The organism is Streptomyces sp. NPDC088746 (assembly GCF_044751065.1).
Classification (GTDB): domain Bacteria; phylum Actinomycetota; class Actinomycetes; order Streptomycetales; family Streptomycetaceae; genus Streptomyces.
The window spans coordinates 74,910-100,784 of sequence record NZ_JBIVLA010000008.1; the positions used below are offsets into that span (position 1 = coordinate 74,910).

Annotated in this window: 21 protein-coding genes and 1 tRNA gene; 9 read left to right on the forward strand and 13 right to left on the reverse strand. The window is 70.3% G+C overall.

Annotated features, from left to right (window positions below):
• The first annotated feature begins 106 nt into the window (after positions 1-106).
• Positions 107-688, forward strand: a complete 582-nt coding sequence (locus tag ACIP63_RS29965) for a DsbA family protein (protein WP_401521782.1) — start codon at positions 107-109, stop codon at positions 686-688.
• 28 nt (positions 689-716) lie between these two features.
• On the opposite strand, the gene ACIP63_RS29970 is transcribed toward ACIP63_RS29965, so the two are convergent.
• Positions 717-1,520, reverse strand: coding sequence for a maleylpyruvate isomerase family mycothiol-dependent enzyme (locus ACIP63_RS29970; RefSeq protein WP_401521784.1), 804 nt, complete (start codon positions 1,518-1,520; stop codon positions 717-719).
• Positions 1,521-1,655: 135 nt separating this feature from the next.
• Here ACIP63_RS29970 and ACIP63_RS29975 point away from each other — a divergent pair, with 135 nt between their 5' ends.
• Entirely contained in the window at positions 1,656-2,075 is a 420-nt protein-coding gene (locus ACIP63_RS29975; protein WP_401521787.1) for a hypothetical protein, read from the forward strand.
• Between the two features lie 327 nt (positions 2,076-2,402).
• Here ACIP63_RS29975 and ACIP63_RS29980 read toward each other — a convergent pair whose 3' ends face one another.
• Entirely contained in the window at positions 2,403-3,806 is a 1,404-nt protein-coding gene (locus tag ACIP63_RS29980; protein WP_401521790.1) for a cystathionine beta-synthase, read from the reverse strand.
• A gap of 155 nt (positions 3,807-3,961) precedes the next feature.
• Between ACIP63_RS29980 and ACIP63_RS29985 the strand changes: the two genes are divergently transcribed.
• From ACIP63_RS29985 to ACIP63_RS29995, 3 genes are all read left to right on the forward strand, one after another.
• Positions 3,962-5,005 (forward strand): SGNH/GDSL hydrolase family protein, encoded by a 1,044-nt coding sequence (locus tag ACIP63_RS29985; protein WP_401522459.1) that lies wholly within the window; start codon positions 3,962-3,964, stop codon positions 5,003-5,005.
• 160 nt (positions 5,006-5,165) lie between these two features.
• On the forward strand, positions 5,166-6,386 hold the full coding sequence (locus ACIP63_RS29990) for an acetyl-CoA C-acetyltransferase (protein ID WP_401521792.1): 1,221 nt from the start codon (positions 5,166-5,168) through the stop codon (positions 6,384-6,386).
• A 479-nt stretch (positions 6,387-6,865) separates the two neighbouring features.
• The gene (locus tag ACIP63_RS29995; RefSeq protein ID WP_401521794.1) at positions 6,866-7,705 is read left to right on the forward strand and encodes a hypothetical protein; all 840 of its coding nucleotides are present in this window, start codon (positions 6,866-6,868) and stop codon (positions 7,703-7,705) included.
• Here ACIP63_RS29995 and ACIP63_RS30000 read toward each other — a convergent pair.
• Complete coding sequence (locus ACIP63_RS30000; RefSeq protein ID WP_401521797.1) at positions 7,702-8,031, reverse strand: hypothetical protein; 330 nt, start codon at positions 8,029-8,031, stop codon at positions 7,702-7,704. The two genes, ACIP63_RS29995 and ACIP63_RS30000, sit on opposite strands and share 4 nt — an antisense overlap.
• Before the next feature lie 100 nt (positions 8,032-8,131).
• On the opposite strand from ACIP63_RS30000, the gene ACIP63_RS30005 reads away from it, so the two are divergent.
• Positions 8,132-8,362, forward strand: coding sequence for a DUF4287 domain-containing protein (locus tag ACIP63_RS30005; RefSeq protein WP_393758952.1), 231 nt, complete (start codon positions 8,132-8,134; stop codon positions 8,360-8,362).
• A gap of 85 nt (positions 8,363-8,447) precedes the next feature.
• On the opposite strand, the gene ACIP63_RS30010 is transcribed toward ACIP63_RS30005, so the two are convergent.
• The 8 genes from ACIP63_RS30010 to ACIP63_RS30045 all read right to left on the reverse strand — a co-directional run bounded on the left by ACIP63_RS30010 (position 8,448) and on the right by ACIP63_RS30045 (position 17,933).
• Positions 8,448-9,335 (reverse strand): Bax inhibitor-1/YccA family protein, encoded by an 888-nt coding sequence (locus tag ACIP63_RS30010; RefSeq protein ID WP_104786490.1) that lies wholly within the window; start codon positions 9,333-9,335, stop codon positions 8,448-8,450.
• 300 nt (positions 9,336-9,635) lie between these two features.
• Positions 9,636-9,722: transfer RNA gene (locus ACIP63_RS30015), tRNA-Leu, on the reverse strand.
• A gap of 249 nt (positions 9,723-9,971) precedes the next feature.
• A complete protein-coding gene (locus tag ACIP63_RS30020; protein WP_401521801.1) occupies positions 9,972-12,380 on the reverse strand; it encodes a glycosyl hydrolase 2 galactose-binding domain-containing protein in 2,409 nt (802 codons plus the stop codon).
• Positions 12,377-13,270 carry an ATP-binding cassette domain-containing protein gene (locus ACIP63_RS30025; protein ID WP_401521804.1) on the reverse strand — a complete coding sequence of 298 codons (894 nt, stop codon included), beginning with the start codon at positions 13,268-13,270 and terminating at the stop codon, positions 12,377-12,379. Before ACIP63_RS30025 ends, ACIP63_RS30020 begins: the two co-directional genes overlap by 4 nt.
• Positions 13,270-14,214 carry an ABC transporter ATP-binding protein gene (locus ACIP63_RS30030; RefSeq protein ID WP_401521805.1) on the reverse strand — a complete coding sequence of 315 codons (945 nt, stop codon included), beginning with the start codon at positions 14,212-14,214 and terminating at the stop codon, positions 13,270-13,272. Before ACIP63_RS30030 ends, ACIP63_RS30025 begins: the two co-directional genes overlap by 1 nt.
• 4 nt (positions 14,215-14,218) lie before the next feature.
• Positions 14,219-15,124 (reverse strand): ABC transporter permease, encoded by a 906-nt coding sequence (locus ACIP63_RS30035; protein WP_401521808.1) that lies wholly within the window; start codon positions 15,122-15,124, stop codon positions 14,219-14,221.
• A complete protein-coding gene (locus tag ACIP63_RS30040; protein WP_401521811.1) occupies positions 15,121-16,116 on the reverse strand; it encodes an ABC transporter permease in 996 nt (331 codons plus the stop codon). Before ACIP63_RS30040 ends, ACIP63_RS30035 begins: the two co-directional genes overlap by 4 nt.
• A gap of 83 nt (positions 16,117-16,199) precedes the next feature.
• A complete protein-coding gene (locus tag ACIP63_RS30045; protein WP_401521812.1) occupies positions 16,200-17,933 on the reverse strand; it encodes an ABC transporter substrate-binding protein in 1,734 nt (577 codons plus the stop codon).
• Positions 17,934-18,157: 224 nt separating this feature from the next.
• Here ACIP63_RS30045 and ACIP63_RS30050 point away from each other — a divergent pair, with 224 nt between their 5' ends.
• The 3 genes from ACIP63_RS30050 to ACIP63_RS30060 all read left to right on the forward strand — a co-directional run bounded on the left by ACIP63_RS30050 (position 18,158) and on the right by ACIP63_RS30060 (position 22,704).
• A complete protein-coding gene (locus tag ACIP63_RS30050) occupies positions 18,158-19,177 on the forward strand; it encodes a LacI family DNA-binding transcriptional regulator (RefSeq protein WP_401521814.1) in 1,020 nt (339 codons plus the stop codon).
• A gap of 170 nt (positions 19,178-19,347) precedes the next feature.
• Positions 19,348-20,115, forward strand: a complete 768-nt coding sequence (locus ACIP63_RS30055; RefSeq protein ID WP_401521816.1) for an ABC transporter ATP-binding protein — start codon at positions 19,348-19,350, stop codon at positions 20,113-20,115.
• 60 nt (positions 20,116-20,175) lie between these two features.
• Positions 20,176-22,704, forward strand: a complete 2,529-nt coding sequence (locus ACIP63_RS30060) for an ABC transporter permease (protein WP_401521818.1) — start codon at positions 20,176-20,178, stop codon at positions 22,702-22,704.
• A gap of 59 nt (positions 22,705-22,763) precedes the next feature.
• Here the strand turns inward: ACIP63_RS30060 and ACIP63_RS30065 are convergent, their stop codons facing one another.
• The gene (locus tag ACIP63_RS30065; protein WP_401521821.1) at positions 22,764-24,068 is read right to left on the reverse strand and encodes a class I SAM-dependent methyltransferase; all 1,305 of its coding nucleotides are present in this window, start codon (positions 24,066-24,068) and stop codon (positions 22,764-22,766) included.
• 252 nt (positions 24,069-24,320) lie between these two features.
• Positions 24,321-25,724: an NAD(P)/FAD-dependent oxidoreductase gene (locus ACIP63_RS30070; protein WP_401521823.1), complete on the reverse strand. Its 1,404-nt coding sequence runs from the start codon at positions 25,722-25,724 to the stop codon at positions 24,321-24,323.
• Positions 25,725-25,875: the final 151 nt, after the last annotated feature.

Here is a 25,875-nt window from a genome sequence, read left to right on the forward strand (position 1 = left end):
GGCACCGAGGAATCCATTCAGCCAGCAAGCGGTCTGAATGTCCATATACAGTCCCGGCCCGGCCGCTCGCATTGCGGGACCGCCCTCCGCTGCCGACCCTGGGGTCATGATCCCAGCCAATACGAGAGGGCCGGGCGGCGTCATCGTCCGCTACGGCGATGCCGGGGCCGAGCACGTGCTGAGCGTCTACGCCGACCTGCGCTGCCCCTACTGCAAGCGCATGGAACTCGACCTCGGAGCCGTGATGGAGCGGGCCGCGGACGAGGGCGCATTCGCGGTGGACCACCATTTCGGCACGTTCATCGACGACTCCGCGGGCGGCAGCGGCTCCATGGAGGCGCTGGCCGCGCTGGGAGCCGCCGCGGACGAGGGGCAGAAGCCGTTCATGCACTACCTGCGGGCGCTGTACGCCGATCAGCCCAGCGAGGACGTGGACGCCTTCGCCGACCGGGACAACCTGCTGCGGCTGGCCGACGAGGTCGAGGCACTGCACACCGACGCCTTCCGCCAGAAGGTCCGTGAGCGCACCTACCTGCCCTGGGCGGCGCAGGTGTCGGCCGCCTTCGGGACGAGCGGCGTCCGGTCCACCCCGACGGTGCTGATCGACCGCACCCCGGTCCCGGTCATCAACGCCCTGGGGTACGCGGTCACGCCCGAGGCGTTCCTGGCCGAGGTGACCTCCCGCTGAGCGTCCGGGCCGCGCGCACCGCCCGGGGTCAGAACACGACGCGGGCCGCCGTCAGCGCTGCCCGCGCACCGGGATCGCCCTCCAGCTCCAGGCGGCCGCGCACCGGCCGCCCGGACACGTGCCGGGCGAAGTCGACCGCGTCGGCGTGGAGGGTCGCCGCCGGGGTTCCGATGCCCAGCAGGCGGCGTCCGCCCGCGGGCCCGGTCAGGTCGATCTCCACGGCGGGGCCCGTCCAGGCGAGGGCCAGGTCGAGCACCACCTGGTCCACGATCTCCCGGTCGTGTCCGTCGAGGACCGGCTCGGCCCCGATGGCGCCGCAGAGGTCCACCCGGTGCATCCAGGTGTCACGGGCCACGAGGACGTTGCCGAGATAGTCCAGCGAGTCGTCGGGCAGCGCCTTGGCCTCCGGATAGAGGAAGCTCAGTCTCACCCTGCGGCGGAGCGGTGCGGGCATGCGGCGCAGGGCGATGAGGGCCTGGGGCGCGAAGTGGGCGAGGGCCCCGATCAGTTCGCGGCCCGGAACGGCCTTCCTGTCCTCGATCTGGGCCTCGTTGTGCCCGTCCAGCCGGCCGAGGTGCGGATGGGCCCGGGCGGCCCGCCGGATCCGGCGCACGGCGACCCAGGGGCGCGGCACCTCCTCGTACTGGCCGACGGTGTGCGCCAGCATGTCCCGGACGTTCCAGCCGGTACACGCGGTCGGGCGCCGCCAGTCCTCGTCGGAGAGCTCACGGAACGTGGAGAGCGTGGCCCGGAGCTCGGCCTCGTTGACCAGGCGGGCCCGCGTCCCGGACGTCCGGGGGATGGCCCGGGCGGAGGATGTCGTGGTGGCCATGGGCGCGCCTCCCGTCTCCCGTCCTGCGGCACCAACGCTACGCCGACGGGGCACGGCCCGCCCTGTGTGACGGGCCGCCGAAACCGGGGGGCTAGCCCCACTGACCCGGGGGCTCCGGGTTCGTACCGTAAACGCATGGAAGCCCGTGACCCTGAGCTCAGGCGAGAGCTCGACGCCACCTTGCAGGCCCGCGGCGAGCTGGGGCCCGAGTACGAGTCCGCACTCATCGACTCGTTCCTGGAGAAGGTCGAGCAGCGGCTCGCCGGCACGTACGACCAGCGGACGAGGAGGCAGCTCGCCGAGCAGCGGATGGCGGCCGCCCGGGGTACCACGCAGCCCGTCAGGCCGGTCGGCACCTTCGGTGAACGGTTCGGCTTCGGGGTGGTCTCGCTGGTGCTGGCCATCCCCCTGTCCGCGATCGGCGTCGCGAACGCCGGGATCGAGGGGCTCGTCGTGGCGTGGCTGGGGATCTTCGGCGTGAACGCCGTGCACGCCGCCCGCGCGTGGCCGTGGGGCCGGGGCAGGCGGCGGACCTCGCCCGACTGGGACGGCTGAGGGACCGCCGCAGGACCGCTGAGAGGCCGCCGGGGGACCGCCGAGGCGCCGCCGGGGAAAAGATAATCGCGGGGACCGCCGCACCCCCGGTCGCCCGGGGGGCGGGACGACGGCGGTCCCCGCGAGGGACGCGGTCCCGGGTCAGGGCCGGGTGCCGCGTCCTGGCGACGGTGGAGGTCCGGGAGCCGCTCCGTAGTCCGTGTCGCCGTATGTGGTGCCGGCGGGTTTCCCTGCCGACACCCATTACTGTGCCGGAGCCGTGTTAAGCCGGTGCTGCGTCAACGTGTCGCGCTCGTACCGTTTCCGCGAACCCGGGAAACCCCGGTGCTACGGCTTGGGCGCCGCGTCCTTCGCCAGGAAAGCCAGCAGGTCCTGCCTGCTCACGACGCCCGTGGGCTTGCCCTCGACGAGGACGATCGCCGCGTCGGCACCGTCCGCACCGCTGAGCACGGCCATGAGGTCCTCGACGGGCTCCCCCGAGCCGACCTGCGGCAGCGGGGCCGACATGTGCTTCTCCAGGGAGTCGGACAGCGTGGCCCGCTGGGTGAACAGCGCGTCCAGGAGTTCACGCTCCACGACGGAACCGATGACCTCGGCGGCCATCACGTCCGGGTGTCCCGCGCCCGGCTTCACGATCGGCATCTGGGAGACGCCGTACTCCCTGAGGACGTCGATGGCCTCGCCGACCGTCTCCTCCGGGTGCATGTGGACGAGCGAGGGGAGCGGCCCCTCCTTGAAGTCGAGCACCGCGCCGACCCGGGCGGACGGCCCGGCGTCCTCCAGGAAGCCGTAGTCGGCCATCCACTCGTCGTTGAAGATCTTGCTCATGTAGCCACGGCCGCTGTCCGGCAGCAGGACGACGACCACGTCCTCCGGGCCGAGGCGCTTCGCGACCTCCAGGGCCGCGACGACCGCCATGCCGCAGGAGCCGCCGACGAGCAGGCCCTCCTCCTTGGCGAGGCGGCGGGTCATCTGGAAGGAGTCCTTGTCCGAGACCGCGACGATCTCGTCCGTGACCGTACGGTCGTAGGCGCTCGGCCAGAAGTCCTCACCGACGCCCTCCACGAGGTAGGGGCGCCCCGAGCCGCCGGAGTAGACGGAGCCCTCCGGGTCCGCGCCGACGATCCGCACGCGGTTCTCGCTGATCTCCTTGAGGTAGCGGCCCGTACCGGTGATCGTGCCGCCGGTGCCGACGCCCGCGACGAAGTGGGTGATCCGTCCCTCCGTCTGCTCCCAGAGCTCCGGGCCCGTGGTCTCGTAGTGCGAGCGCGGGTTGTTGGGGTTGGAGTACTGGTCGGGCTTCCAGGCCCCCGGCGTCTCCCTGACCAGGCGGTCGGAGACGTTGTAGTACGAGTCCGGGTGCTCGGGATCGACGGCAGTCGGGCAGACGACGACCTCCGCCCCGTAGGCCCGCAGCACGTTGATCTTGTCCGTGGACACCTTGTCCGGGCAGACGAAGACGCACTTGTAGCCCTTCTGCTGGGCGACGATGGCCAGGCCCACGCCCGTGTTGCCGCTGGTCGGCTCCACGATCGTGCCACCGGGCTTCAGCTCTCCGCTCTGCTCGGCGGCCTCGATCATGCGCAGCGCGATGCGGTCCTTCACCGATCCGCCGGGATTGAAGTACTCGACCTTGGCCAGGACCGTCGCCTGAATGCCTGCCGACACATTGCGCAGCCTGACCAGCGGGGTGTTGCCGACAAGACTGATCATCGAATCGTGGAATTGCACCGTGTACTCCGGGATCTCCGTAATGGTCAGGCAAGAGTATGCGTACGGGCAGGAGATTGGGCTGAGCGATTGAGCTACGCCCTCCACGGGGCAGGTAGTGCTGTGTACGGCTGTACGGCACGGAGGAGGTGGACCGGACTGTGTCGAGAGCGAGGGTGGCGCGGCGGATCGCAGCGGGTGCGGCCTATGGGGGCGGCAGCGTAGGGCTGATCGGCGCGGCGACGGTGGGGCTGGTGCTGGCCGAGGTACAGCTGGCGAAGCGGCAGGTCGGCGGGGGTAAGGCCCCGGTCCCGCCCAGTGCGGACGGGCGGTACGGGGTGGCGTTCGCCGGCCCCTCCGATCCGCTGCGCTTCGTCCTGCTGGGCGACTCGACGGCGGCCGGCCAGGGCGTACGGAGAGCCGGCCAGACCCCGGGGGCGCTGCTGGCGTCCGGGCTGGCGGCGGTGGCCGAACGGCCGGTGGATCTGCGGAACGTGGCCCTGCCGGGGGCCCGGTCGGACGATCTGGAGCGGCAGGTCTCCCTGGTGCTGGCCGATCCGTCAGGGGTGCCGGACGTCTGCGCGATCATGATCGGCGCGAACGACGTGACCCACCGGATGCCGGCGACACAGTCGGTGCGCTGTCTCAGCACGGCCGTACGGAGGCTGCGCACGGCGGGTGCGGAGGTCGTCGTGGGCACCTGCCCGGACCTGGGCACGATCGAGCCGGTCTACCAGCCCTTGCGGTGGCTGGCCCGGCGGGTGAGCCGGCAGCTGGCGGCGGCCCAGACGATCGGCGCGGTGGAACAGGGCGGGCGGACCGTCTCGCTGGGCGACCTGCTCGGTCCGGAGTTCGAGGCGAACCCCCGGGAGCTCTTCGGTCCCGACAACTACCACCCCTCGGCCGAGGGGTACGCGACCGCTTCGATGGCGATGCTGCCGACCCTGTGCGCGGCTCTCGGCCTGTGGCCGGAGTCCGACCACCTGGACGGTTCCCGCCGCGAGGGCATGCTGCCGGTCGCCAAGGCCGCCTCCCGTGCCGCGCGTGAGGCGGGCACCGAGGTGACGGGGGCACGCGCGCCCTGGGCCCTGCTCAAGCACCGCAGGCGCCGGCGCCTGCCCGCCCATACGGAACCGGTGCCGCACGACGGCACGGGGACGGGCACGGACGGCGGGCCGATGCCGGGGCACGGGTCGGGGGCGACGTGGCGGCGGGCCTGAGCGCGACACCCCGCCGCCGCGGGAACAATCCGGGAAACTGAGCGGTTGCTTAGAAAAGAGGTCCGCATCACATCGCATGTTGGGTGACCTCAGCTATACGTCCGGGTAACTTCCAAGGCAGTCCAGCCTTCCTGCCTTCCAGCCCTCATGGAGCCGCGTGATGCCCGAAGCCGTGATCGTCTCTGCTGCCCGCTCGCCCATCGGCCGGGCCTTCAAGGGGTCCCTCAAGGACCTGCGCGCGGACGACCTGACCGCGACCATCATCCAGACGGCGCTGGCCAAGGTCCCCGAGCTGGACCCGAAGGACATCGACGACCTGATGCTCGGCTGCGGGCTTCCCGGTGGCGAGCAGGGCAACAACCTGGGCCGCATCATCGCCGTACAGATGGGGATGGACCACCTCCCCGGCTGCACGGTCACCCGCTACTGCTCGTCCTCGCTCCAGACCAGCCGCATGGCGCTGCACGCCATCAAGGCCGGTGAGGGCGACGTCTTCATCTCCGCCGGTGTCGAGATGGTGTCCCGCTTCGCCAAGGGGAACTCCGACAGCCTGCCGGACACGCACAACCCGCTCTTCGCCGACGCCGAGGTGCGCACCGCCGCCCGCGCCGAGCAGGAGGGCACGAGCTGGACCGACCCGCGCGAGGAGGGCCTCGTCCCGGACGCGTACATCGCGATGGGGCAGACCGCCGAGAACCTGGCCCGGATCAAGGGCGTCACCCGTCAGGACATGGACGAGTTCGGCGTCCGGTCGCAGAACCTCGCCGAGGAAGCCATCAAGAACGGCTTCTGGGAGCGCGAGATCACCCCCGTGACCACGCCGGACGGCACGGTCGTCTCGAAGGACGACGGCCCCCGCGCCGGCGTCACCCTGGAGGGCGTGCAGGGCCTTAAGCCGGTGTTCCGCCCCGACGGGCTCGTCACCGCCGCCAACTGCTGCCCGCTGAACGACGGCGCCGCCGCACTGGTGATCATGTCCGACACCAAGGCGCGCGAGCTGGGTCTGACCCCGCTGGCCCGCATCGTCTCGACGGGCGTCTCCGGCCTGTCCCCCGAGATCATGGGTTACGGACCCGTCGAGGCCAGCAAGCAGGCGCTCAAGCGCGCCGGGTTGACCGTCGACGACATCGACCTGGCCGAGATCAACGAGGCGTTCGCCGCCCAGGTCATCCCCTCCTACCGCGACCTCGGCCTGCCGCTGGACAAGGTCAACGTCAACGGTGGCGCCATCGCCGTCGGCCACCCCTTCGGCATGACCGGCGCCCGCATCACCGGCACGCTGATCAACAGCCTGCAGTTCCACGACAAGCAGTTCGGCCTGGAGACGATGTGCGTGGGCGGCGGCCAGGGCATGGCCATGGTCATCGAGCGGCTGAGCTGAGCCGCAGCGGAGGGTAGGGGTCGCCCGAGGAACGAGGGCGGCACCTGCCCGCAGCGCAGGCGAAGCTCAGCGCGACCACAGGCACAGAGCGGCTGAGCTGAGCCGTAGCGGAGGGTAGGGGTCGCCCGAGGAACGAGGGCGGCACCTGCCCGCAGCACAGGCGAAGCTCAGCGCGACCACAGGCACAGAGCGGCTGAGCTGAGCCGCAGCGGAGGGTAGGGGTCGCCCGAGTGACCGCAGCCCAGGGGCGGCGCTGAATCGAGCCGAGCTCCGATCGTGACCGAATCTCCCCCAGGATGTGATCTGCGTCCCGGGGGAGAGTCGTTTCTGCAGGTCACACCAGCCACAGGGCTAAACACCAGGCCCAAAGACCTGTCCAATTCGTGACGTAATGCACTGACAGCAGACATCGGTACAGGACAAGCTGATGTAGGAAGTCGGGGGTGTCGATTGAAACCGGGAGTATGTCAGTGAGCGCCATGCCGTTTGCCCTGTTGCTGACCACCGCCGCTGCCACGGCCGTCGGCGCCGCCGCTCTGCACGCTGCTCACGGGCTGCGTAAGCAGGTCACAGCCCTGCGCACGGAGCTGGCGGAGGGACGCAGCACGCACGCGTCCGTGCCCGAGCAGCAGAACCGGAGCGCCGGCACACCCGCCGAGGAGATACGCGCGGCGGTCGCCGAGGCGCTCGCCGAGGAGCGGGAGCGCGAGCTCGCCGAGGCCCGCGCCTTCTGGGCGGCCCAGGAAGCACGCGACGCCGCCGACGCCCCGTCCCTGCTGGGCGGGCTCGGCGAGGACGTCCCGTTCTTCATGCCCCGCCAGACCGACTTCGCGGGCCTGGAGGCCATGGACCTCGAAGCCGGCGACGCGCTGGACGAGCTCGCCGGACTGGCGGAACTCACCGACATGCCCGAGGTCACCGGGTACGCGGAGTACGCCGAGGACTCCCCCGAGCTGGCCGCGGCCCGTCGCCGCCACCCGTCACACCCGGACTTCGTCCCCGTGCAGACACCGGTCGTCACCGACCATGAGCGTACCGTGAACAGGCTGGAACGGCTCGCCGATACCGGTACGGAGCTCACCGACGTGCGGCCGGGCCCCCTCGGGACGCTCGATGTGTACGTCTTCGCCGACGGCACCACGCTCTGTATGACCCCGGGCCACCGGGAGACCGCCGAGCGGCTCGCCGACTCGCTGCGCTCCGGTGAGCAGCCGGTCCTGCTGGGCGGTTCGGGAGTCTCCGGCGCCTACGCGCTGACGTTCTCGTGCGGCGAGGAGAACGTCTACATCCTCGCCGACCGCGTCATCGCCTCCTTCTAGCGCGGCCCGGGTGCGAACGCCCGCGCCGCCGCCTCCTCGACACACCGCACGGCCTCGTCCAGCTCCTGGGACGGGGCCGTTTCCAGTGCCACGGCCAGGTCCCGCCCGGCCACCGCGAGCTGGTCTCCGACCGCGAATATCCCGGCGTCCGGCATGATCCTGGGCTTCCGGCCCGGGGCTTCGGCGCGCTGGGCCCGGACGGACAGCTCCCTCGCCGTCGCCAGGGCCTCGGCGGCCGCACCGCGCTGCAGCCGGCTCTGCGGGGTACTCCGCAGCCGGTCGGCGAAACGGTCCACGGCGGTGATCAGGGGCGTCGTATCAAGCACGCCGTGACCCTACGCGCCCCCGCAGGATGGTTGCCAACGCGCCGATGCTCGGGCACGGTGTCGGGAAGGACCAGCAACGCGCACTGCGTCGGAGGCGCCGATGTCCCATGTCTTCTCCGAAGAAACCCATCGCAACCTGCTCTCCCGGATCCCCCATTGCACCGGTCGTGACATCTCCGACTGGCTCCGCACCGTCGACGAAGGCCCCTCCCTCTTCCGCTTCGAGGAGAAGGTCAGCTGGCTGCGGAGCGAACACGACCTCACCTACGGCCACGCCAAGGCGATCATCCACGAGTACGACCTGAGGCGGGCCGCGCGGAAGCTCCTGTGAGCCACGCACTCCCCCGCGACGACGAAACGGGACGGCCCGCAGGCGATGAGCCTGCGGGCCGTCCCGTCGTCGTCGTGCCTACGGGTCAGTCGTTCCCGTTGAGGATGGAGAGCAGACGCAGCATCTCCAGGTAGATCCACACCAGGGTCAGGGTGAGGCCGAAGGCCGCCAGCCAGGACTCCTCGCGCGGCGCGCCGTAGTTGATGCCGTCCTCGACCTGCTTGAAGTCCAGGGCCAGGAAGCACGCGCCGAGGATGACGCCGATGACTCCGAAGAGGATGCCCAGACCACCGCTGCGGAAGCCGAGGCCGTCACCGCCGCCGAACACGCTGAAGAGCAGGTTGACCATCATCAGGAGCACGAAGCCCACGGCCGCGGCCATCACGAAGCCGTAGAAACGGCGGGTGACGCGGATCCAGCGCATCTTGTACGCGATGAGGACACCGGCGAAGACACACATGGTGCCCATCACCGCCTGCATCACCGTGCCGGGGCTGATGTAGGTGCTGACCGTGCTGGAGATCACTCCGAGGAAGACACCCTCGAAGGCCGCGTAGGCGAGGATCAGCGCCGGCGCGGGCTTGCGCTTGAAGGACTGGATGATCGCGAAGACGAACGCGATCAGGGCGGCGCCGATGGCGATGCCGTAGGACTTGCCGAGATTGGCCTCGTCGACCGGCAGCAGGGCCCAGGAGAGCGCGGCGGTGAGCACCACCGTGCCCAGCGTCATGGCCGTGCGCGTGACGACGTCGTCGATCGTCATCGCGCCGGAGCGCGCGGGCGCCTGCGGGGCGCCGTACTGGGTGTCCTGCTGGGCGTAGGGGTTCGTGGCGTACGGGTTCGCGGCGGTGCCCTGCGCGTACGGGTTGGCACCCGCTGCGGGGGCCCCGGCCTGCGGCGCCGCGTTGAAGCCCGCGTAGCCGTTGTCGCGGCTGAACCCCCGTCGCGAGAAGACCGGGTTGCTGCTCCTCATTTCACTCCTCCATGGCCACCTCGCGCGGCCTTGCGTCAAGAGTAATGGGTAGGCAAAAGAATCACCCTAGTACCGGAGGAGGATCTTCGTGGAGGCCGACGGCCCCGGCCCCTCCCTCGCGGTACCGAAAACCCTCGTACCCGCCGGACGCATCCGCAAAATACGTGCGGCGACCGGCTGCCCGGCCCCGCACACGCACAGTGATCACCCGATTCGGGGAACGTGACCACCGGCAGGACGGGCCTAAGAGGTTGACAGCTGAAGTACCGTGCGGCCGCCCGGGCTCCACCGACCGTGCGGTGGTGCCCGGAGCCGGACTCGAACCGGCACGCCCCCGAGGAGGCAGCGAGGTTTAAGCTCGCCGTGTCTGCATTCCACCACCCGGGCGTGGGCGCGCGGCTCCGCTTTGGCACAAGACCCTATCCGGGGGCATCCCTCGAACAGCGGAACATGCGACCGATGTTGTCTTATTTTATTGATCGTGTGAGGGACCGTCAGACACCGCCCACCGCATCAGCACACGCCCGGGCCGGTCGAGTGGTACGAACCCTGGCAAACGGGAATGACGGAAAGTCGCCGCACCCGTACGGCCCAATACGCCATGGGCCGCGCCACCGTTCGCCAGGGCCCGCCACCTCAGCCGTCGACGGTGTCGTTGACGCACCGGAGTACCGGCCGTGAGCCCAGCGCCTCCGGGTCCTTCAGCACCGCGCCCGTGACGTGGAACACGGCGCTCTCACCGGGCAGCAGCGTGACGAGCATGTCGTCCACCTCCGCCGCCGGATCCAGCCGGTCGGGGAAGAGCGCGACATCGCGCAGCAGTGTCCGCGCCGTCACCGTGACCCGGTAACCGATGCCCGATTCGTCACCCTGGGTGACCGCTGCGTCATACCGCGCCGGCGGCAGGGCGAGGCGGGTGTCCTCCTCGTAGAACTCCACCACCCGCTGTTCGCCCAGCTCCGCCACCAGCACCTCGCGGGTGCTGTCGTCCGGCTCCGCGACCGAGGACGGCAGGGGCACACGGGTGACGCCACGGGCCGCCGTGCCCACCACGACCGTCTCCTCGGCCAGGACCGCGCCCTCCAGGGAGCGCCGGGTCAGCCGCAGCGTGCCCTCCCACGGGTGGGCGGAGTCGTTGACCAGGTGCAGGGCTCCGTCCCGTACGGCCATCAGCCGGTCCGCGTACACCGCGCGCAGGGCGTACCAGAGCGGCTTGCGGCGGCCGTCCCCGTCGACGGCCGACCAGGACACCACCGGCCAGCAGTCGTTGAGCTGCCACACGATCGCACCCATGCAGTACGGGCTGTGCGAGCGGAAGTGGCGGATCCCGAAGGCGACCGCGCGGGCCTGGTTGAGCTGGGTGAGCCAGTGCCAGTCGTCGAAGCCTGACGGTTGCGGGAGGTGGTCCCCCAGGCCCCGCAGCAGCTTGGCGTCGCCGTCCTCCGCCTTCTGGTGGTGGGCGAGCAGCGGGGCGCCCGGGCCCAGTGGTCCGCTGACGGCCCGGCGCAGGGTGGCGTACGCGGGTGGGCCCTGGAAGCCGAACTCCGCCACGAAACGGTGCGCGGTGTCGGCGTAGTGCCGGTAGTCGACCCGGTTCCACACCTCCCAGAGGTGGACCGTCCCCAGGGCGGGGTCGTTCGGGGGCAGCTCGGGGGACCCGGAGTAGGGCGACCCCGGCCAGTACGGGCGGGTGGGGTCGATCTCGGCACAGAGGGCGGGCAGCAGTGCGTGGTAGTAGCCGTGGCCCCAGGTACGGCCCTCCAGCTTCTCCTGCCACCCCCAGTCGGCGTGGCCCTCCAGGTTCTCGTTGTTGCCGCACCACAGCACCAGCGAGGGGTGCGGGGCGAGCCGGACGAGGTTCTCGCGTACCTCGGCGGTCACCTCGTCGTACAGCGGCTGCTCCTCCGGGTAGGCCGCGCAGGCGAACGGGAAGTCCTGCCAGACCAGCAGCCCCTTCTCGTCGCACAGCTCGTAGAAGTCGTCGCTCTCGTAGAGGCCGCCGCCCCAGACGCGGATCAGGTTGACGCCCGCGGCGACCGCCTGGTCGAGGCGGTCCGAGACCCGCCGCCGGGTGATCCGGGCGGGGAAGCAGTCGTCCGGGATCCAGTTCACCCCGCGTACGAAGACGGGCTCGTCGTTGACGGAGACACGGAACGCGTCGCGCTCCAGGGTGACGCCCCGGAAGCCGGTCCTGCCGCTCCAGGCGTCGCCGCCGAGGCGGACGGTGACGTCGTACAGGGGCTGTTCGCCGTGGCTGTGCGGCCACCAGCGCGCCGCCCCGGGGACGCGGAGGGCGACGGTGGCACGGTGCTGCCCTGCGGGGACACCGAGCACGGCCCGTTCGCCGGCCACCTCGACCGTCGCCTCCAGGGGGCCGTCCCCGGCACCCCGGTCGACATCGAGGGTGACCGCCAGGCGCGGCACCCCGTCCTCGTCGAGGTCCCCAAGCACCTTGACCTCGGCGATGCGCGGGCCGGTCCAGGACTCCAGCGCGACCGGCCGCCAGATGCCCGAGGTGACCAGCGTCGGCCCCCAGTCCCAGCCGAAGTTGCAGGCCATCTTGCGGATGAAGGCGTACGGCTCCGCATACGCGCCCGGCCGGTCGCCGAGCTTGTCGCGCAGCGCCTCGGCGTAGGCGTACGGGGCGGTGAAGCGTACGGCGAGGGTGTTGGCCCCCTCACGCAGCAACGGCCGGACGGGGAAGCGGTAGCCGCGGTGCTGATTGGCGGTGGAGCCGATCTCCGTGCCGTTGAGCAGGACGGTGGCGACGGTGTCGAGGCCGTCGAAGCACAGGTCGGTGAACTCGTGCTCGTCGGCGGACCACTCGAAGTCGGTGCGGTACGTCCAGTCGGTGCGGCCGATCCAGCCGAGCCGGCTCTCGTTGTCGTCCAGGTAGGGGTCGTCGATCAGCCCGGCGGCCAGCAGGTCGGTGTGGACGCAGCCGGGGACGGTCGCGGGGACGCCTTCTGCGGGGAGCCCCACCGGGACGGTGCCGTCGGCGCCGAGCGTCCAGCCGTCGTGCAGGGGAATGTGGCGAGGGGTCACGCGGAGGTCCTTCCGCAGTCGGGGAGTCCGGCGCAGGCGACGAAGTGGTCCGGCTCGGTCTCGTACAGGTCGCTGTTCCCCGCGCCCCCTTCGTGGAAGGCGCAGGCGCCCAGGGGTTCGGCCGACGTCCAGGGCTGGTTCAGCCGGGGCACCGCGGCCAGGAGGGTGCGGGTGTAGGGGTGGAGGGGGTTGCCGAAGACCTTCTGGGTGTCGCCGCGTTCGACGACGCGGCCGTTCCGCAGCACCACCGTCTTCTCGGCGAGGTAGGTGCCGAGCGAGAGGTCGTGGGTGATGTAGAGGACGCCCAGGCCGCGTTCCTTGAGGCCGGCGAGGAGGTTGAGCACGTCGATGCGGGTGGAGGCGTCGAGCATGCTGGTGATCTCGTCGGCGACCAGGAACCGCAGGTCGAGCAGGAGCGCGCGGGCGATGAGCAGACGCTGCAGCTGGCCGCCGCTGAGCTGGTGCGGGTAGCGGCCGAGCACCTGCCCGGGGTCCAGGCGCACGTCCCGTACCGCCTTCTCCACCCGGTCGTCCCACTCCTTGTCGGAGACGCCCGGGTGGTAGGCGCGGCGGACGAGGGCGAAGACGCGGTCGGCCTTGAAGACGGGGTTGTAGCAGCTGAAGGGGTCCTGGAAGACGCCCTGGACCCGGCGGTAGAAGTCCTTGCCCGGCCGGACCTGTTCGCCGTCCAGGGTGAGGCTGCCGGCGCTGACCCGGGTCAGCCCCAGGACCATGCGGCCGATGGTGGACTTCCCGCTGCCGCTCTCGCCGATGAGCGAGACCAGTTCGCCGGGGGCCGCCTCGAAGGACACCCGGTCGACGGCGGTGACGGATCCGCCGCCGAAGGCGCCGGCCCGGAAGGTCTTGGTGACACGGTCGAGGGTCAGCATCAGGCCGCCTTCCAGCATGCGACGGTGTGGCGGGGGGCGACCTCGACGACCGGCGGTTCCTCGGCGCACCCGCTGTCGGCGAGGGGGCAGCGGTCGCGGAAGCGGCAGCCGGCCGGCGGATTCAGCAGGGAGGGCGGAGAGCCCTCGATGCCGCTGAGCGGCTTGTCCTTGAAGCGGGCCCCGACCTGGGGCAGCGAGCCGATGAGCATCTTCGTGTACGGGTGGCGGGGTGCGGTCGTCAGCACCTTCGTGGGCGCCTTCTCCGCGAGCTTGCCCGCGTACATCACCATGATCGAGTCGGCGATGTGCGAGGTCAGCCCGAGGTCGTGGGTCACGAAGATCATGCTGGTGACCAGGCCCTTGTCGCGGAGACCCGTGAGGGCTCCCACGACCGCCTGCTGGTTGGAGACGTCCAGGGCCGAGGTGACCTCGTCGGCGATGAGGACGGACGGGTCGAGCAGCGTGGAGATCACCATGACGGCGCGCTGCTTCATGCCGCCGGACAGCTCGATCGGATAGCGCTCCAGGACCTCGGGCTCCAGGCCGACGAGGGCGAGCCTGCGGTGCAGTTCGCCGGTGTCCACGGTGACCCCGCGTGAGGCGAGGAGTTCGCGGATCATGCGGCCGATGCGGCGGGTCGGGTTGAGCGCGCTCATCGAGTACTGCGGGACGAGCGAGATCTTGTGGAAACGGTAGGCGTTCATCGCGCGGTCGTCGGACAGCGGCAGTTCGTCGCCGTCCAGCGTCACGGTGCCGCCCACGTGCCGCATCCGGCCGTCGAGCCGGATGAGGGACTTGCCCAGGGTGGTCTTGCCGCAGCCGGACTCGCCCGCCAGGCCCAGGATCTCGCCGTCCGCCAGGTCGAACCCGACGCCGTCCAGGGCCCGTACCTCGCCACGCAGCGTGCGGTAGTGGACCCGCAGATCGTTGACGGTCAGGGTCATGAGCTCAGGACTCCCTCAGCTTCGGGTTGAAGACCTCGTCGAGGCCCACGTTGGCGACATAGAGCGCGCCCACGATCGCGGTGATCCCGGCGCCCGGGGGAACGAACCACCACCACATGCCGAGTTGGAGCGCGCTCCACTGCTGGGCGCTCTGCAGCATCAGGCCCAGCGAGACTCCCTCGGTCGGGCCGAGCCCGATGAAGTCCAGCGAGGAGGCGATGAGGATGGACCCGCCGAAGAGGAGGATGAACATCATGAAGAGGTACGAGCTCATGTTGGGCGCGATCTCGCGGAACACGATCCGCCAGGTGCCGCTCCCGCTGAGCCGGGCCAGGTCGACGAACTCCCGGGTGCGCAGCGAGAACGTCTGCGCCCTGATCGCGCGGGCCGCCCAGGGCCACGAGGTCAGGCCGATGAACAGGCCCTGCACGGCGACGCTGCGCACCCCCATGTAGGCGTTGATGATCAGCAGGACGGCGAGGGCGGGGATCACCAGGACGACGTTGGTGAGCATGTTGAGGACCTCGTCGACGACCCCGCCCCGGTAGCCGGCGAGGAAGCCGACGACCATGGCGATGACGGCGGCGATGGCCCCGCCGACGACGCCCACCAGGAAGGTCGCGCGCAGCCCGTGCACGAACTGGGCGTACACGTCCTGCCCGAAGGTGGTGGTGCCCATCCAGTACGTACCGTCCGGCGCGGACGCCTGCGGGCCCACGTACTCGTTGGGGTTGCCGTTGTCGAGCAGCATCGGTCCCACGACGCCGATCGCGAGCAGGATGACGACGAGGGTCACGCCGATGATCAGCTTGGGGTTGCGCACCGCGTAGTGCAGCGACTCGCGGCCCGGCTTGGCCACGGGGGTCCCGGCCGAGGGGGCCTCGGGCGCCGGGTCGGGCAGTGTGCTCATGACGTGCCTCCTGCCATGCCCGTACGGGTGCGGGGGTCGACGACGACGTACACGATGTCGATGAGGAAGTTGGCGATCAGTACGCCGATGACGATGAACAGGAACGCGCCCTGGAGCAGGAAGAAGTCCTGGTTCTGGATCGCCGCGAGGATCAGTGAGCCGAGCCCCGGATAGGCGAAGACGATCTCGGTGACGAGCGCTCCGGCGACCAGCACGCCGAGCTGAAGGGCGAGCCCGGTGACCTGGGGCAGCACGGCGTTGCGGAACGCGTAGCGGCGGATGAGCCGCTGGGGGGCTCCGAGGGCCGACAGGTACGCCGAGTAGTCGGACTCCAGCTCGTAAATGATCATGTTGCGCATGCCGATGGCCCAGCCGCCGAGTGCGACGAGGAAGAGCGAGAGGAACGGCAGCACCCAGTGGTGGAGCGCGTCGATCACGAAGTCGCCGTTCCAGCCGGGCTGGATGTCCAGGCTGTAACCCCCGGATATGGGGAACCAGCCGGCCTTCGCACCCAGCGCCCAGGCGAGGATGACGGCGATCCACATGTACGGCATGGCGGTGAGCAGATAGCCGGCCGGCAGCACGGTGTTGTCGAGGACCTTGCGGCGGGCGGACAGCGCGCCGATCCAGTTGCCCACGAACCAGCTGAGCAGGACGGCCGGGATCATCAGGCCGAGCGTGTACGGCAGTGCGTCGAGCAGGACGTCACCCACGGGCGTGGGGAAGACGAAGATGGAGATGCCGAAGTCCCCCTGGAGCAGCGCCCCCCAGAAGTGGAGGTACTGCTGCCACAGCGGTTCGTCGAAGCCGAACAGGTTGTTGTAATAGGTGCGCATCGCCTCGGCGGCCTCCGGCTGCGAGACGCGGGCGCGGGCGACCATGGCGGAGACCGGGTCACCGGGCATGAAGCGCGGGATCATCCAGTTGACGGTGACGGCGACGACGAACGTCAGTGCGTAGATGAGAAGTTTGCGGGCGAAATAGCGGCGCAAGGGTGCTCCCCTGGTGGAGAGCCCCGCCGTGCGCGCACGGTCAGGTGCACGCGCACGGCGGGGCGGTCATGGAGTCGGCGACGTCACTTGGCGGGCTTCAGCTGCGTGAGCGTCTCGAAGCCGCCCATCTCCAGCCAGTTGCGCCACAGGGCCGGCGCCGTCCTGGGAGCTCCCTCGGCGTCCGACGGCCAGTTCGTCCAGGTGCCGGTGGTGGACTGCGACCAGAGGCCGTTGTACCAGAGCGGGATGATGGGCATCTCGGTCAGCTGGATGTCCTGGATCTTGGAGACGGCGGCCTTCATGCCCGCCGTGTCGTCGGTCTTGACCCCGCCGAGCTCCTGGACCAGCTTCCATGCCTCCTCGTTCTCGTAGCGCCCGAAGTTCACCGTGTTCTGCTGCTTCTGGACCGGCAGCTGGAAGATGTAGTCGTAGTACGTCCACGGGGTGCTGGACAGCTGACGCTCGTTGTTGATGACGAGGTCGAAGTCCCCCTTGCCGCGCTGCTCGTTGAGGGCGTTCTGGTCGGGGAACTCGGTGCTGATCCTGATCCCCGCGTCCTTGGCCCCTGAGGCGATGACCTTGGCCGCCTCCATCCAGTCGGTCCAGCCCGAGGGCACGGCCAGCTTCAGGCTGAGGGCGGAGCCGTCCTTGTTCTCGACGAAACCGTCGCCGTTCTTGTCCTTGTAGCCGGCGTCCGCGAGCTCCTTCTTCGCCGCGGCGGCGTCGTGCGTGAAACCCTTCTCCGCGATGAGGGCCTTGTCCTCGAACTGCTCCCACTGCGGCAGCAGGCCGGTCGGGGAGGCCGGCTTGACCAGGTCGCCGTACACACCCTTGACGATCTTCCCGGTGTCGACGGACGCGGCGAGCGCCCGCCGGAAGGCGGCGTCGTCCATCGGCTTCTTGGTGGTGTTGGGCACCAGCCAGGCGGTGTTGGCGGAGAGCATGTACGGCGCCTCGTCGTAGTACGACACGACCTTCTTGCTCTTGATCAGCGAGGACGCGCCGGGCAGGAAGTTGTTGCTGAGGTCCAGCTGGCCCTGGCCCAGCTGGCCGATCACCACTTCGTTGCTCGGGTTGGAGACGTCGACGATGTAGCGGGGCGCCGGCGTCATGCTCAGCGCCTTCGTGCCCCACCAGTCGTCCCGCCGCTCCCAGACGACCCGGTCCTGGGTCTTGCTCTTCAGCTTGTACGCCCCGGTGCCGACCGGCTTGTCGTTGACGCCGTTGAGGACGTCCTCGTCGGTGCGCGAGCCCCAGACGTGCTCGGGGACGATCGGCTGGCCGTAGAGGGTGTAGTCCCACTCCTGGTAGCGGGCCTCCTTGAAGGTGAAGCGGACCGTGGTGTCGTCCACCGCCTTCGCGTCGGACAGCCAGCTCCACAGCGAGTGGAAGGCGGAGGCCTCGATCTTGCCCAGGCCGTAGGAGTACGCCACGTCCTTGGCCGTCAGCGGCTTGCCGTCGGCCCAGGTGATGCCCTGGCGCAGCTTCACCTCGTACGTCTTGTCGTCGGTCCAGCTGCCGGACTCCGCGAGCCAGGGCGTCAGCTCGCCCTCGTTCGGGTCGAAGTGGAACAGCGTCTCGTAGACCAGGCCCTTGGTGCCGGTCGCGTGGTCCCAGTTGCGCAGCGGGTTGTAGTTGGCCGGAGGCCCCCACTGGGTGCCGGTCGTGTAGAGCGTCTCGTTGCGCGGCAGCGAGCCGCCCTTGCCGACCGCCCCGCCGGTGCCGCCCGCCCCCGAGCCGCCTCCCGTGCAGGCGGTCGCGGCGAGCGTGAACACGGCGAGTGCGGTGGTGACCCGCAGCCGGGTACGCGTACCCATAGCCCCTCCTTTTCCCCCGCCGTCCCTGCCGAGCGGAGTTACTGAACCGGGTAAGTGCCGTGAAGGTATGGGCGCCCCGGGCCGGTGTCAAGGGTGGGGGAGCGCTCCCATCCGAGTCCTTTCGCAGAACCCTCGGAGAGGTCTGGACCGCGAAGGGGAAGGCGGAGGTCAGGGACATGTGGCTAAGATGCGCCTCTGAGAGGGAACCGGTTAAGCGAGGTCGCATGTCGAAGAACCGCCCCACGATCGCCGACATCGCGCGCCGCGCCGGGGTGTCGAAGGTCGCGGTGTCGTACGCCCTGAACGACCGCCCCGGGGTCTCCCCCGCGACCCGCGCGTCCATCAAAGCCATCGCGCAGGAGATCGGCTGGCGCCCCAACAGCGCGGCCCGCGCGCTCACCCGGGCCCGCGCCGACACCGTGGGGCTCGCGCTGTCCCGGCCCGCCAGGATGCTCGGGGTCGAGCCGTTCTTCATGGAGCTGATCAGCGGTATCGAGACCGAGCTGTCCGCCCGCGGCTGCGCCTTGCTCCTCCAGGTGGTCGCCGACCCGGCGCAGGAGCTGGAGGTGTACCGCCGCTGGTGGGGCGAGGGCCGGGTCGACGGGGTGTTCCTCGCCGATGTGCGCTCCCCCGACCCGCGCATCGAGGGTGTCGCCGAGCTGGGCATGCCCGCCGTCGTGATCGGCCATCCCTCGGCGGCCGGCTCCCTCACCCCCGTGTGGTCGGACGACTCGGCGGCCCTGCGGGAGACCCTGGAGTACCTGACCGCGCTCGGCCACCGCTCCGTCGCCCGGGTCGCCGGACTGCCCGAGCTGATCCACACCCAGTTGCGCGACCGCGCCCAGCGCGAGATCAGCGCCGAACTCGGACTGGACGAGCCGGTGGTGGTCCACACCGACTACTCCGGCGACGAGAGCGCACGCGCCACCCGCAGGCTGATCGGCTCGGCCGCCCGGCCGACCGCCGTCATCTACGACAACGACATCATGGCCGTCGCCGGGCTGTCGGTCGCCCAGGAGATGGGGCTGGACGTCCCCGCCGACCTCTCGCTCGTCGCCTGGGACGACTCCCAGCTCTCCCGCGTCGTACGCCCCCCGCTGACCGCGCTGAGCAGGGACATCCCCGCGTACGGAACCCACGCGGCCCGCACCCTGCTGGCGATGGTGGCCGACGGCTCCGCCCCCGGTTTCGAGGACGCGGCGGCCCGCCTGGTGCCCCGCGGCTCCACCGCCCCGCCCCGCTGAGCGGCCTGCGGACTCGGGGCCGCTCTCCTACCTCAGGACTACGCCGCCGCCCGGCGGGTGCGACTCAAGAGGGCCCCGGGAACGGGCACGAGGGCTGACGACCGGGCACGGTACGGCGGCGACGATGGAGGGGTCCCCGCGAGCCTCTCGTCCGAACCAGGAGTACCCCTGTGACCACCACCACCGTTCACCGCACCACCGCGGTCGCCGCCCGCGCGACGGAGCTGTCGAAGGTCTACGGCGCGGGTGAGACCCAGGTGGTCGCCCTCGACCGCGTGACCGTGGACTTCCCGCAGGGGGAATTCACCGCGATCATGGGCCCGTCGGGGTCCGGGAAGTCCACGCTCATGCACTGCGTGGCCGGTCTCGACAGCTTCAGCAGCGGCTCCGTGCGCATCGGCGAGACCGAGCTCGGGGTTCTGAAGGACAAGCAGCTCACGCAGCTGCGCCGGGACAAGATCGGCTTCATCTTCCAGGCCTTCAACCTGCTGCCGACGCTGACCGCCCTGGAGAACATCACCCTGCCGATGGACATCGCCGGCCGTAAGCCCGATGCCGCCTGGCTCCAGAAGGTCATCGACATGGTGGGCCTCTCCGAGCGGCTGAAGCACCGCCCCACGGAGCTCTCCGGCGGCCAGCAGCAGCGCGTCGCGGTCGCCCGTGCCCTGGCCTCGCAGCCGGAGATCATCTTCGGTGACGAGCCGACCGGAAACCTCGACTCCCGCTCCGGCGCCGAGGTCCTCGGCTTCCTGCGCAACTCGGTCCGCGAGCTCGGCCAGACCGTGGTGATGGTGACCCACGACCCGGTGGCCGCCTCCTACGCGGACCGCGTGGTGTTCCTCGCGGACGGCGCGGTCGTCGACCAGATGATGAACCCCACCGCCGACGGGGTCCTCGACCGGATGAAGGCGTTCGACGCGAAGGGCCGCACCAGCTGACGTCCCAGAGGCCGTCGCACCACCCTTCCGCACTCCGAACTCCCCCCAGGAATTGACGACATGTTCCGTACCGCCGTGCGCAATGTCCTCGCGCACAAGGCCAGGCTGCTGATGACCGTGCTCGCCGTGATGCTCGGCGTCGCGTTCGTCTCGGGCACCCTGGTCTTCACCGACACCCTCGGCAACGCCTTCCGCAACCAGTCCGCCAAGAACTACGACAAGGTGGCCGTCGCCGTCACCACCTGGGCCGAGCGCGGCGACGAGGAGACTCCCGGCATCGACGCGGCCACCCTCGGGAAGATCCAGGAGCTCGACGGCGTGGCCGAGGCCACCGGGCGGGTCTCCGGGTTCGCCGGCGTCGCCGACACCGACGGCAAGCTCATCGGCAACGGCTGGTCCAACACCGGCTCCAACTACTCCCCCGGGGCCGACGGCAAGGACGCCCAGTACGCGTTCACCGAGGGCACGGGCCCGGTCGAGGCCGGGCAGATCGCCCTCGACAGGACCTCAGCGGACAAGGGTGACTACCGCGTCGGCGAGAAGGTGCGGGTCGCCACGAACGGGCCGGTGAAGGAGTACACCCTCTCCGGGATCTTCACCACCGAGGACGGCGCCGTGAACGCGGGCGGCAGCCTGGTCCTCTTCGACACCGAGATCGCGCAGCAGCTCTACCTGCGGCCCGGCGAGTTCAAGGACGTCACCGTGACCGCCGCGGCCGGCGCGTCCGACCAGAAGCTGCTGGACGCCGTGAAGCCCCTCCTCCCGAAGGACGCCGAGGCCAAGACGGGCGCGGCCCTCGCGGACGAGGAGGCCGAGATGACCGAGTCCGGCCTCAAGAGCCTCAACTCGATGCTGCTGGCCTTCGCGGCCATCGCCCTCTTCGTCGGTGTGTTCCTGATCGCCAACACGTTCACCATGCTCATCGCCCAGCGCACCAAGGAACTCGCCCTGATGCGCGCCGTCGGTGCCTCCCGCCGGCAGGTCAAGCGGGCCATCCTGCTCGAAGCCGGTGTCGTCGGCCTGATCGCCTCGGTGATCGGCTTCGTCCTCGGCGTCGGCCTCGCGACGGGGCTCCGCTCCGCGATGGGCATGTTCGGCGGGAAGATCCCGGCCGGTCCGCTGGTCGTCTCCCCCACCGCGGTCGGCTCCGCCTTCGCGGTCGGTGTGCTGATCACCGTGTTCGCCGCCTGGCTGCCCGCCCGCCGCGCCGCCAAGATCCCGCCGGTTGCCGCGATGAGCAGCGTGCACGCCGTGGCCACCACCAAGTCACTGGTCGTGCGCAACTCGTTCGGCGCGGTCATCACCCTCGTCGGGTCCGCCCTGATCGTCGCCGGTGCCGCACAGGGCGACGAGAACGGCCGGTGGCTCCTCGGCGGCGGGGCCTTCCTCGCCCTCATCGGTGTCATCGTGCTCATCCCGCTGCTCTCGCGGCCGGTGATCGCCCTGGCGCGCCCGCTCCTGCGGGGTGTGTTCGGGGTCTCCGGCAAGCTGGCCGCGCAGAACGCGGTCCGCAACCCGCGGCGTACCGGAGCCACCGCCTCCGCCCTGGCGATCGGGCTCACCCTGGTCACCGGTATCTCCGTCCTCGGCGTCACGCTCGGCCAGGCCATCGACAAGATGACGACGGACAACATCCGGGCCGACTACATGGTCTCCATGGCCAGCGGGGACCCGCTCGACGAGTCGGCCGTCACCGCCCTGCGCAAGGCGGACGGCGTCGCGGCGGCGTCCCCGCAGCGCTCCCTGTGGCCCTCCGTCGGCGACGACGTCGTCTCGGCCTCCGGAGTCACCCCGGGCGACGTCGAGAAGGTCTTCAACCTGAAGACGGTCTCCGGTTCGCTGTCGTCGCTGAAGGACGGCGAGATCGCCGTCGACCGCAAGACCGCGAAGTCGCGCGGCTGGAAGACCGGCGACAGCCTTCCCGTGACGTTCCAGGACGACAAGAAGGAGACCCTGAAGGTCGGCGCGCTCTACGAGGGCAACGAGTTCCTCTCCCCGATGCTGATCCCCGAGGACGTCGCCGGCCCGCACGAGACCCTCTCGGACATCCGCGAGGTCTGGCTGACCATGGACGGCGGCCAGAGCGAGGCCAACGAGAAGGCCGTGATCGACGCGCTCGGCGACAACCCGGCGATGAGCGTCGTGGACCGCCAGGGCATCCGGGACATGTTCGGCGGATTCATCAACACCGCGCTGAACATCATGTACGCGCTGCTGGCCATGGCCCTGATCATCGCCGTACTCGGAGTCGTCAACACGCTGGCCATGTCGGTCTTCGAACGCCAGCAGGAGATCGGCATGCTGCGGGCGATCGGTCTCGACCGGCGCAAGGTCAAGCGCATGATCCGGCTGGAGGCCGTCGTCATCTCGCTCTTCGGAGCGGTGGTCGGGGTGGGCCTCGGTACGTTCCTCGGCTGGGCGATCGGCAAGAGCCTGTCCGCCTCGATCCCGGGCTACGCCCTGGTCATCCCGTGGGACCGGCTCGCGGTCTTCCTGGTGCTGGCAGGGCTCGTGGGCGTGCTGGCCTCGCTGTGGCCGGCCCGGAGCGGCGCGAAGCTGAACATGCTGACCGCGATCAAGACGGAGTAGGCGTACGCGTGGGGGCCGGTACCCGCAGTCGCGGGTACCGGCCCCCACGCGTTCCCGGGTCAGGCCTTCGCCGACGCCGTCCAGTCGCGGGCGCGCAGCGGCATGGCCGACCCGCCGCCGTCCCGCGGCCGGACCGCGAGGATCTGGTTGACGCCGATCTTGTTGTGCTCGAAGGAGAGCGCCGAGGCGGCCATGTAGAGCCGCCACACCCTGGCCCGGCCGGGCGAGGTGGCCCGTACGGCCTCCTTCCAGTGCTTCTCCAGGTTGGCCACCCACTGACGCAGGGTCAGTGCGTAGTGCTCCCGGATCGCCTCGACGTCCCGGGCCTCGAAGCCGGCCTCCTCCAGGGTGGCGACGGTGCGGCCCACGGGGGCGAGCTCCCCGTCGGGGAAGACGTAGGCGTCGATGAAGTCGTCGACGTGGTAAGCCGACTCGTCCTTCTCGGGGCGGCGGGCGATCTGGTGGTTGAGCAGCCGGCCGCCGGGCCTGAGGAGTGCGTAGAGGTCGTCGGCGTACTCACGGAAGCGGACCGACCCCACGTGTTCGGCCATGCCGATCGAGGAGATGGCGTCGTACGGCCCGTCCCTGACGTCCCGGTAGTCCTGGACCCTGATCTCGATCCGGTCGGTGAGGCCCTCCTCGGCGATGCGCTTCCGGGCGAAGGCGGCCTGTTCGGTGGAGAGGGTCACTCCGGTCACCCGGGCGCCGTACTCACGGGCGGCGTGGATGGCCATGGAGCCCCAGCCGCAGCCGACGTCGAGGAGACGGTCGTCCTCCTTGAGCGCGAGCTTGCGGCAGACGAGGTCGAGCTTGTCGCGCTGGGCGTCCTCCAGGGTGGAGCCCTCCTGCCAGTAGGCGCAGGAGTAGACCATGGAGGGGCCGAGGACCATGGCGTAGAAGTCGTTGCCCACGTCGTAGTGGTGGCTGATGGCTTCCTTGTCCCGGCGCCTGGTGTGCAGCGGCCCGGTGCGGCGGCGGACCTCCTCGGCGGGCGGGGGCGGCGGCGGGTAGGGGCCGGCCAGCTGGACGAGGCCGCGGGCGAACGCCCGCACCCTGGGGTTGCGGACGGGGTGGACGGAGTCCTTCGCGTCGGCACCCCGCTCCCAGAGCAGCGAGGCGAGGGCGTCCAGGGCCGCGTACAGGTCGCCCTCGACGTCGATCTCACCGGCCACCCAGCCGCGGGCGAGGCCCAACTCGCCCGGTTTCCAGAGCAGTCGGCGCAGGGCGCGGCGGTGACGCAGGACCAGGGCGGGGGCACCCGGCGGCCCGGATTCGCTGCCGTCCCAGGCCCGGATCCGGACGGGCAGGGGTTCTCCCAGCAACTCTTCGGCAAGAGCGGTCAGCCGCGATGCGGCGTCGGCCATGGTGCACACCTCCGTGGTGGTGTTTCCGAACGTGCCTAAATTCGCATATACGCACCCGAACCGGGCCGCGACACCTCGGGGCCGCGGCGAGGTACACCAGCGTCAACGTCTTCCCGCGCCCGCGCCATCCCACTCCAAGGCAATGGAACGGCAAAATAGCTGCACTCACCATCTAGTTGGTGGGGTCCAGGAACGCCGAAGGGGCCGCCCGCACCACGGATGGCGGACGACCCCTTCGGTTCCGTACAGGCGCTAGGAGGCCTTGGCCTTTTCGCCGGTCGTGCTCTTGTCGCCGTCGGCCTTGGCCGCGACGGGAGCCGGGCTCGGCTTGGCCGCCTCGTAGAACTCCTCGCGCGGAGTCTCCATGGCGCCGAGCGAGACGACCTCGCGCTTCAGGAACATCGCCAGCGTCCAGTCCGCGAAGATCCGGATCTTACGGTTCCAGGTCGGCATGGCCATGCCGTGGTAGCCGCGGTGCATGTACCAGGCGAGACGGCCCTTGAGCTTGATCTTCACCTTGCCCATGACGATCATCGCGACGCCCTTGTGCAGGCCGAGACCGGCGACCGCACCCTTGTTGGCGTGGCTGTACTCCTTCTGCGGGAAGCCCCGCATGCCGGAGATGACGTTGTCACCGAGGACCTTCGCCTGACGCAGCGCGTGCTGGGCGTTCGGCGGGCACCAGGCGTTCGGGTTGCCGGCGCGGCGGCCGACCATGTCCGGAACCTGGGCGTTGTCGCCCGCGGCCCAGATGTAGTCGGTGCCCTGCACCTGGAGCTTCTCGGAGGTGTCCACGTGACCACGCGGGCCGAGCGGCAGACCGAAGCGGGCCAGCGCCGGGTTCGGCTTCACGCCGGCCGTCCACACGATCGTGCTGGAGTCGACCTCGAGGCCGTTCTTCAGCACCACGTGACCGTCGACGCAGGAGTCCATGGAGGTCGAGAGGTAGACCTCGACACCGCGGCTCTCCAGGTGCTCCTTGCCGTACGCGCCCAGCTTCGGGCCGACCTCGGGAAGGATCTTGTCGGCGGCGTCGACCAGGATGAAGCGCATGTCCTCGCGCTTCACGCTCGTGTAGTACTTCGCCGCGTCGCGCGCCATGTCCTCGACCTCGCCGATGGTCTCCGCGCCGGCGAAGCCGCCGCCCACGAAGACGAACGTCAGCGCCTTGCGGCGGACGTCCTCATCGGTCGTCGAGTCGGCCTTGTCCAGCTGCTCGAGGACGTGGTTGCGCAGACCGATGGACTCCTCGATGCCCTTCATGCCGATGCCCTGCTCGGCGAGGCCGGGGATCGGGAAGGTGCGGGAGACCGCGCCCATCGCGATGACCAGGTAGTCGAAGGGCAGCTCGTAGGCCTCGCCGACGAGCGGCGCGACCGTGGCGACCTTGCGGTCCTGATCGATGGTCGTGACACGGCCGGTGAGAACCTCTGCCTTGGGCAGCACGCGTCGCAGCGGGACGACGACATGCCGAGGCGAGATGCTGCCGGCAGCAGCTTCGGGGAGGAAGGGCTGGTACGTCATGTACGAGCGCGGGTCGACGACCGTGACGGTCGCCTCTCCATACCGCATCTTCTTCAGAATGCGACGAGCTGCGTACAGGCCTACGTACCCACCGCCTACAACGAGGATCCTGGGACGCTCCGTGGTGCTCATGCCATCGAGTATCCACCCCCCTCGGGGGGCATGCTCGTGAGCCCCTTCACAAGGTATGCGCCACCCTCTGCTACACTTCGCCGCCCACGTGACCCAGGTCATGGTGCGGACGGGGAACCACGACGTTCCGGCGAACGTTGTTCACCACTTG